Below are 6491 nucleotides of genomic sequence, written 5' to 3'. Positions count from 1 at the left end.
CGGTTCGAGCCCGTCACCGCCCACCAGATGCAAAGGGCATTCATGGCCGCCGGCGTGCGCGCGGATCAGTTGCTGGTGGATCGCGGGCTCGTCGAGAGCCGCGCCCGCGGGCAGGCGTTGATCCTGGCCGGGCTGGTCTTCTCCGGCGAACGCAAGATCGAGAAGGCCGGGCAGGCGCTGAAGCCCGATGCCGCGATCGAGGTGCGCGGGCGCGATCATCCCTGGGTGTCGCGCGGCGGCGTGAAGCTGGCCCATGGGCTTTCGCATTTCGGCTGGAGCCCGGAGGGCGCGGTGGCGATCGACGTCGGATCGTCGACCGGCGGCTTCACCGACGTGCTGCTGAGCGGCGGCGCGGCGCGGGTCTATGCGGTCGATTCCGGCACCAACCAGCTCGCCTGGAAGCTGCGCAGCGACCCGCGCGTGATCGTCCTCGAGCAGACGAACGCGCGGCACCTGACCGCCGCGCACGTCCCCGAGCCGATCGACATGATCGTGTGCGATGCGAGCTTCATCTCGCTGGCGAAAGTGCTGGCGACGCCGATCGGCTTCGCGCGACCCGACGCGCGGCTGATCGCGCTGATCAAGCCGCAGTTCGAGGCCGGGCGCGAGGAGGTGGGGAAGGGCGGCGTCGTGCGCGATCCCGCGATCCACGCGCGCGTCTGCGCCGAAGCCGTCGGCTGGATCGAGACGCAGGGCTGGCGCAGCATGGGCGTGACGCCGAGCCCGATCACCGGCCCCGAAGGCAATGTCGAATTCCTGATGGGTGCGGTGAAGGCCGCGGCCTTGCCGTCAATGTCGATCTGAACAGGAGCGCGGATGTCCACAGCCCAGCCCCAGCCGCCGGGCCGCCCCGAGCCGGCAGCCCAAGCGGTGAAGAGCGGATGGCTTGCGCATCTGCGCAGGCGGAAGGCCGCCTATGCGGCCGCGGCGCTGGTGGTGATCATCACCCATGGCGCGGCCTATCTGCACCGCCGCCACAACGTCGCCATCCTGACCGACGGCGGACGCGCCGCCGCGCAGATCACCAAATTGCATGTCACGCGAAAGAAGACATGCCATGTGACCTATCAGTTCAGGCTCCCCGACGGCCGGACGATCGTCAATCACTCGCGCAAATGCCCCGAAGGCGCGGCGAGCAGGGTCGGCGGGACGATCGCGATCGCCTATGATCGGAAGAATCCCAGCAAGAATTTCCCGGTCGGCGCCAATCTGTGGCATCCGGCGGCGCCGCTGCTGATCTCGCTCGATTGCATCATCCTGCTGATCCTCTACGTGGTGCTGGGATGAGCGGGCCGGGCGAGGCGGCAAGGAACGGTTGATGGGACAGATCGCATCGGCAGGACAGTTGCGGATCGCCTATATGCGCTGGGCGCTGGTGACCGTGCCGGCAATCCTGCTGCTCGGGCTGCTGTCCGCGAAGATCGGTGATTCGGGCTATGGCAATGTCTGGTTCGACCGGCTGGCCAAGCCTGCGATGATGCCGCCGGGCTGGGTCTTTCCGTTCGCCTGGTCGATTCTCTACATCATGATGGGCTTCGCGCTGGCGATGATCCTCAACGCGCGCGCCGCGCGGGGGCGGGGCATCGCGATCATGCTGTTCCTGGTCCAGCTGGCGCTCAACCTCGCCTGGTCGCCGGTATTCTTCGCGATGCACCGGATCATGCTGGCGTTCGGGCTTATCGTCGCGATGCTGCTGTGGGCGGGCGCGGCCACCTGGCTGTTCTGGCGGATCCGGCGCACGGCCGGGCTGTTGATGCTGCCCTATCTGGCGTGGCTGATCTTCGCGGCGATGCTGAACTGGCAGGTCCACCGGCTGAACCCCGACGGGCTGACCCTTGTGCCATCGGCCGGCGATACCCAAATTGTCATTCAATAACCCGCCCCCGCGCGGCAGCAGATCAAGGAAGTAGCCATGCAATCCGAAAACCGCCTGTTCGACGATTTCGTAAAGATGGTGAACGGTGCCGCAGGAACCCTGGCCGGCGTCGGGCGCGAGGCCGAGGCCACGATCAAGGAGCGCGCCAAGGACTGGATCGGTGGGCTCGATTTCGTCAGCCGCGAGGAATTCGAAGCGGTGAAAGCGATGGCCGCCGCCGCGCGCGAAGAGGTCGAACTGCTCAAGGCGCGGCTCGATGCGCTGGCGGCTGCGAGCGGCAAGTCCGAAGGCTGACGGGCAGCTATCCACAATTTTATGGCTGTCACGGGTTGAACTGTCTGGCGTTCCGGGCCACGGAAACATGCCTGGGCAGCGGAGTTTGGCCCCAATGAACGTGGACGACTTTGAATCCTCGCGCGACGTAAGCGCTCCGATCGACATGCTCGAACAATATTTCGCAGCACGTGGATGGGATTCCCAGCGCGCCGGCGACGAGGAGATCGTCGCCCAGTTCCAGGGCAGCTGGGCGCAATATGAGCTGCGCGCGGTGTGGCGCGAGGAAGACCGCGTGCTCCAGTTCCTGGCGCTGCCGGACATCCGTGTCACCGCCGACAAGAAAGCCGCGATGTACGAGACCATCGGGCTGATCAACGAGCAGCTCTGGCTCGGCCATTTCGAGATGTGGACCAGCTCGTCGATGGTGCTGTTCCGCCACGCCGCGCTGCTCGATGCGCAGGGCGAGGAGGCGGCGCTGACACTCGACCAGGCGGAAACGCTGATCGAGACGGCGATCGACGAATGCGAGCGCTTCTATCCGGTGTTCCAGTTCGTGCTGTGGAGCGACAAGACCCCGCAGGAGGCGATCGCCGCCGCCATGATCGAGACGCAGGGCGAGGCCTGAACCGCGTGTCCGCGCTGTGGCTGATCGGCGCCGGCAATATGGGCGGCGCCATGCTGAACGGATGGCTGGCATCGAGCGGCCCCGAGCGCGCGATCACCGTCATCGATCCCTTCATAAAGTCCGTACCCGATGGCGTGGCATTGCTGCGCGAGATCCCCGCCGGGGCGGAGCAGCCCGACATAGTGGTGCTCGCGGTGAAGCCGCAGCAGCTTGGCGATGTGCGGACGGCTTTCGCCGCGAAGGCGGGAGCGCCGCGCCTGCTGCTCTCGATCCTGGCCGGCGTGGAGACGGCGACGCTGGACGAGGCGTTTTCGGCGCAGTTCACGGTGCGGGCGATGCCCAACCTGCCGGTGTCGATCGGCGAGGGCGTCACGGCGCTCTACTCCTGGAACGCCGACGAGGACGTGCGCGCAGAGGCCGCCGGCCTGGTGTCGCCGCTCGGTCTGGTCGAGTGGATCGACGACGAGGCGCTGTTCGATGCGGTCACCGCGCTGTCCGGCTGCGGGCCCGGTTTCCTGTTCCGCTTCATCGAGGCGATGGCGGAGGCCGGCGAAGCGCTGGGTCTGCCGGCCGATCAGGCGTTGCGGCTGGCAACCGCGACCGTCAAAGGTTCGGGGCTGCTCGCCGCGCGAAGCGAAGACAGTCCTGCGATCCTGGCTGACCGCGTCGCCAGCCCCGGCGGCAGCACGCGCGAGGGGCTGAACGTGCTGGACGATGGCGACGCGCTCAAGGCGCTGATGCGCGCCACGCTGGCGGCGTCGGCGCGGCGCAATGCCGAACTGGCGGCAGCGGCGCGAGGTTAGAGCGGCTTTTAGTCGGATGCGCCTTCCGCCTGCTGGATGAGCTTGTCGATCATCCAGTATTCGTCGATCATGCTCGAAGGAATTCCGCTCAGGGTCGGCTCCTCGATTTCGGCAAAATGCGCCGCGATGTCGTCGACCGACGCGACCAGGTCGCGCGGCGCCAGCCAGCCGTCGTTGACGCCGAGGAAGACGCGGGCGAAGCGGTTGCCGACTGCGCTGAACATGGCGTGGGTCGACTGGCATTCCCGACTGATCAGGTAGAGCGCCAGCGCCGTGCAGTTTGCGCCAGTGTTGGTTTCCCCGAAGCGGGACGTCGCCTTGCCGATTTCGACGAAGCTTTCCGGGTTCATCACCTGCGCCATGCGCGTGGCCGCGGCAGGAAGGATCGCGTTGCACAGGACTCCGTGCGGCGCGCCTTCAACTGAAAGACCGTTCATCAACCCGGCGATCGCACCCTTCGCTGCGCCATATCCGGTCTGAGTCGCGCTGCCGAAGGTGGCGCCAGAGCCGGTGAAGAGAATGCGTCCGCCGCCCCGCTGCTTCATGTGCCGATAGATCGGCCGCGTCACGTGGAAGGCGCCCATGACGTGGATGTCGAGCAGCGAACGCGCGGCGGCCGGGTCGGCATCCTCGAAATCAAAGACGCGCATGTTGCCGGCGTTGTTGATGAGCGCGTCGACCTTGCCAAAGGCCTCGATTGCCGTGCTGAAGATCGCTTCACCGCCGGCCTCGTCGGCAACCGAATCGTGACTGGCCACGGCCTTCCCGCCGGCGGCGCGGATTTCGGCGACCAGAGCATCGAGTGCGTCGGTCGAACGACCGGACCCGGTGGGATCGGTGCCGAGGTCGTTGGCCACGACCAAAGCGCCCCGCCGCGCCAGTTCGAGTGCATAGGGCCGGCCGAGCGCGCCGGCGGCGCCGGTTACGACGACGACTTGATCATCAAAGCGAATGGTCATGCTGTCTTCCTCGAAGAGAATCTCTGTGAAAGGGTGCGCCGGTCAGGCCCTGTCGAAGCGGACCTGGAGCCGGATCGGACCCTGGGCAAAAAAATGAAGCAGCCGTTCGACCGGCTGCGGATCGTCGGCAAGGGTGATGGCGCGTGATCGCGATAGAAGCGCGCGGAACCCGTGATAGAGTTCGGCCCGGGCAAGCTGGTTGCCCAGGCAATAGTGGATGCCCGCGCCGAACGCGAGATGCTGCGCGGCATTGGCGCGCTCCAGGTCGATCTCGGCCGCGTTCGGAAAGCGTTCCTCGTCGCGATTGCCCGCCGCCCAGCGCAGGTGCAGGATGGCCCCTTCGGGAATGTCGACCCCGCCGATCGCGACCGCCTTGGTGGCGCGACGGTAAAGACCGGCAAGCGGCGCCTCCAGGCGGAGAACCTCTTCGACGAAAGCGCGCACCTTGTCGGGGTCGGCGCGAAGCTCGTCCTGCAGGTCGGGGCGGGTCGCCAGGTAATAAGCGCCTGAGGCGAGGGCGCTTGTCGTCGTTTCGTTGCCGCCCACCAGAAGCTGGATCATGATCCCGCAGAATTCCGACGGGTTCAGCGGCCGTCCATCATATTGGGCATTGGCGATATCGCTGATCATCGTATCGTCCGGGGCGTTCTGCCGGGCGCTACGGTGCTTCAGGAAGAATTCGAACATCTCCCGCTTCTGTGCAGCGAGCTCGATCTGGCGATCGGGGGCAAGCCGGGGATCGGTCGATTCGATCGTCGCGTCAGACCAGCGTTTAAATGTGTCGATCATTGTCGGCGGCACGCCGAGCTGCTCGGCGATCATCCGGATGGGGAGAGGAATCGCGAAGGCCTTCACGAAATCGAACGCGTCACCTGGGAACGCATCGATCAGGTCGTTCGCTATTTCCTGGATGCGCGGTTCGATCGCGGTGATCCGCTGGTCGCGAAATGCCATGTCGACCAGCGCGCGATAGGACCGATGGGACGGCGGATCGTTGGTCACCAGCGTGTTGACCTCGGTCACGTCGATTTCCGCATACATCGCGGTGATGCGCTCGGTCGCAGGCGTCTGCCGGGCAGACAGAAGCTGGGTGTCGTTCGAAAAGGTGCGGGGGTCGAGCGCGATCTTGCGGATGTCGGCGAAGCGCGTGACGTAATACATCCCGGTGACCGGATCGAGATTAACGGGCGCCTCCTCATGCAGCCGGCGATAGGCCGCAACCGGGCATTTCAGCACCTCAACGTCCGTAAAGCTGATGTTGGCGCCGACGGCCGCGGCGCTCTCGCTGTTCATGATGAACTCTCTGGGGATCGTGGTGGGCAGCTTATCGTTCACGAAAACTGGTAAAGCAAGCTTTACTGTATTGTGCTTGCCAAAGCTCCCCTACGGCTCGATATCCCGCGGTCATGACCGAAACCCCAGCGCGTGCAGGCGCCACGACCAACGATGAACGATTGGCTCGGCTGAAGCAGCGGTTTCCTGATTCGCTGTCGCGCCATTTGCGGCTGGTCAGCGACTGGACGATACGCTGGATCTACGATGTAGTCCGTGCGCGGGGGCACCCCGGGATTCGCCTTGTGCACGAAGCGGTGGTTGTGCCGCTGGAGCTTTCGGGCACGCGGCTGGTGGATATCGCCCGCTACAACCAGGTTTCGAAAAGCGCGATCGGTCAGCTGGCCAACGAACTCCAGACGCTCGGCTATGTCCAGCGTGACGCGGACCCAGACGACGCGCGCGCCAAGCGGCTACGCTTCACCGACGCGGGGATCAGGCTGATGCTCGATGCCATGGATGCGGAAAGCATCCTGGAGGAAGAGATTGTGGCGCTGATCGGCGCTCGCAAATGCTCGCAGTTCAAGCAGCTTGTGGCGGATCTCGCAGCCGCCATCAGTGCGCGCCAGCAGGAGGCTCCCTGACGGCGGCTTTCGCGGGCGGCGCCCGGCGCCCGGTTC

Annotated in this window: 9 protein-coding genes; 7 read left to right on the top strand and 2 right to left on the bottom strand. The window is 65.8% G+C overall.

Annotation, left to right across the window (positions count from 1 at the left end; genetic code table 11):
• Positions 1-42: 42 nt before the first annotated feature.
• The 6 genes from AC1DQK_RS04250 (at position 43) to proC (ending at position 3580) form a co-directional block, all read left to right on the top strand.
• Positions 43-804, top strand: coding sequence for a TlyA family RNA methyltransferase (locus AC1DQK_RS04250; RefSeq protein WP_477867741.1), 762 nt, complete (start codon positions 43-45; stop codon positions 802-804).
• A gap of 12 nt (positions 805-816) precedes the next feature.
• A complete protein-coding gene (locus AC1DQK_RS04245; protein WP_477867719.1) occupies positions 817-1287 on the top strand; it encodes a hypothetical protein in 471 nt (156 codons plus the stop codon).
• Between the two features lie 31 nt (positions 1288-1318).
• Positions 1319-1876, top strand: coding sequence for a TspO/MBR family protein (locus AC1DQK_RS04240; RefSeq protein WP_477867717.1), 558 nt, complete (start codon positions 1319-1321; stop codon positions 1874-1876).
• Between the two features lie 36 nt (positions 1877-1912).
• Positions 1913-2170 carry an accessory factor UbiK family protein gene (locus AC1DQK_RS04235; RefSeq protein ID WP_477867715.1) on the top strand — a complete coding sequence of 86 codons (258 nt, stop codon included), beginning with the start codon at positions 1913-1915 and terminating at the stop codon, positions 2168-2170.
• A 94-nt stretch (positions 2171-2264) separates the two neighbouring features.
• Entirely contained in the window at positions 2265-2777 is a 513-nt protein-coding gene (locus AC1DQK_RS04230; protein WP_477867713.1) for a type III secretion system chaperone family protein, read from the top strand.
• A 5-nt stretch (positions 2778-2782) separates the two neighbouring features.
• Positions 2783-3580 (top strand): pyrroline-5-carboxylate reductase, encoded by a 798-nt coding sequence (proC, locus tag AC1DQK_RS04225; protein WP_477867711.1) that lies wholly within the window; start codon positions 2783-2785, stop codon positions 3578-3580.
• Positions 3581-3588: 8 nt separating this feature from the next.
• Here proC and AC1DQK_RS04220 read toward each other — a convergent pair whose 3' ends face one another.
• Both AC1DQK_RS04220 and AC1DQK_RS04215 read right to left on the bottom strand, forming a co-directional pair.
• Positions 3589-4539, bottom strand: coding sequence for an SDR family NAD(P)-dependent oxidoreductase (locus tag AC1DQK_RS04220; RefSeq protein WP_477867709.1), 951 nt, complete (start codon positions 4537-4539; stop codon positions 3589-3591).
• 42 nt (positions 4540-4581) lie between these two features.
• Positions 4582-5874 carry a cytochrome P450 gene (locus AC1DQK_RS04215; RefSeq protein WP_477867708.1) on the bottom strand — a complete coding sequence of 431 codons (1293 nt, stop codon included), beginning with the start codon at positions 5872-5874 and terminating at the stop codon, positions 4582-4584.
• A 71-nt stretch (positions 5875-5945) separates the two neighbouring features.
• Here AC1DQK_RS04215 and AC1DQK_RS04210 point away from each other — a divergent pair, with 71 nt between their 5' ends.
• Positions 5946-6455, top strand: a complete 510-nt coding sequence (locus tag AC1DQK_RS04210) for a MarR family winged helix-turn-helix transcriptional regulator (protein WP_477867706.1) — start codon at positions 5946-5948, stop codon at positions 6453-6455.
• The last annotated feature ends 36 nt before the right edge of the window (positions 6456-6491 follow it).

It is taken from the genome of Rhizorhabdus sp. P4_G5, assembly GCF_056401065.1.
Note: the sequence above shows the minus strand (reverse complement) of the source record. Positions and strands in the feature narration are given on the sequence as shown.

What these genes read in the sequence shown, in the direction of transcription:
- AC1DQK_RS04210 (WP_477867706.1), top strand. Translation starts at nt 5,946, where the DNA reads ATGACCGAAACCCCAGCGCGTGCAGGCGCCACGACCAACGATGAACGA.
- AC1DQK_RS04235 (WP_477867715.1), top strand. Translation starts at nt 1,913, where the DNA reads ATGCAATCCGAAAACCGCCTGTTCGACGATTTCGTAAAGATGGTGAAC.
- AC1DQK_RS04250 (WP_477867741.1), top strand. Translation starts at nt 43, where the DNA reads ATGGCCGCCGGCGTGCGCGCGGATCAGTTGCTGGTGGATCGCGGGCTC.
- AC1DQK_RS04220 (WP_477867709.1), bottom strand. Translation starts at nt 4,539, where the DNA reads ATGACCATTCGCTTTGATGATCAAGTCGTCGTCGTAACCGGCGCCGCC.
- AC1DQK_RS04245 (WP_477867719.1), top strand. Translation starts at nt 817, where the DNA reads ATGTCCACAGCCCAGCCCCAGCCGCCGGGCCGCCCCGAGCCGGCAGCC.
- AC1DQK_RS04240 (WP_477867717.1), top strand. Translation starts at nt 1,319, where the DNA reads ATGGGACAGATCGCATCGGCAGGACAGTTGCGGATCGCCTATATGCGC.
- AC1DQK_RS04230 (WP_477867713.1), top strand. Translation starts at nt 2,265, where the DNA reads ATGAACGTGGACGACTTTGAATCCTCGCGCGACGTAAGCGCTCCGATC.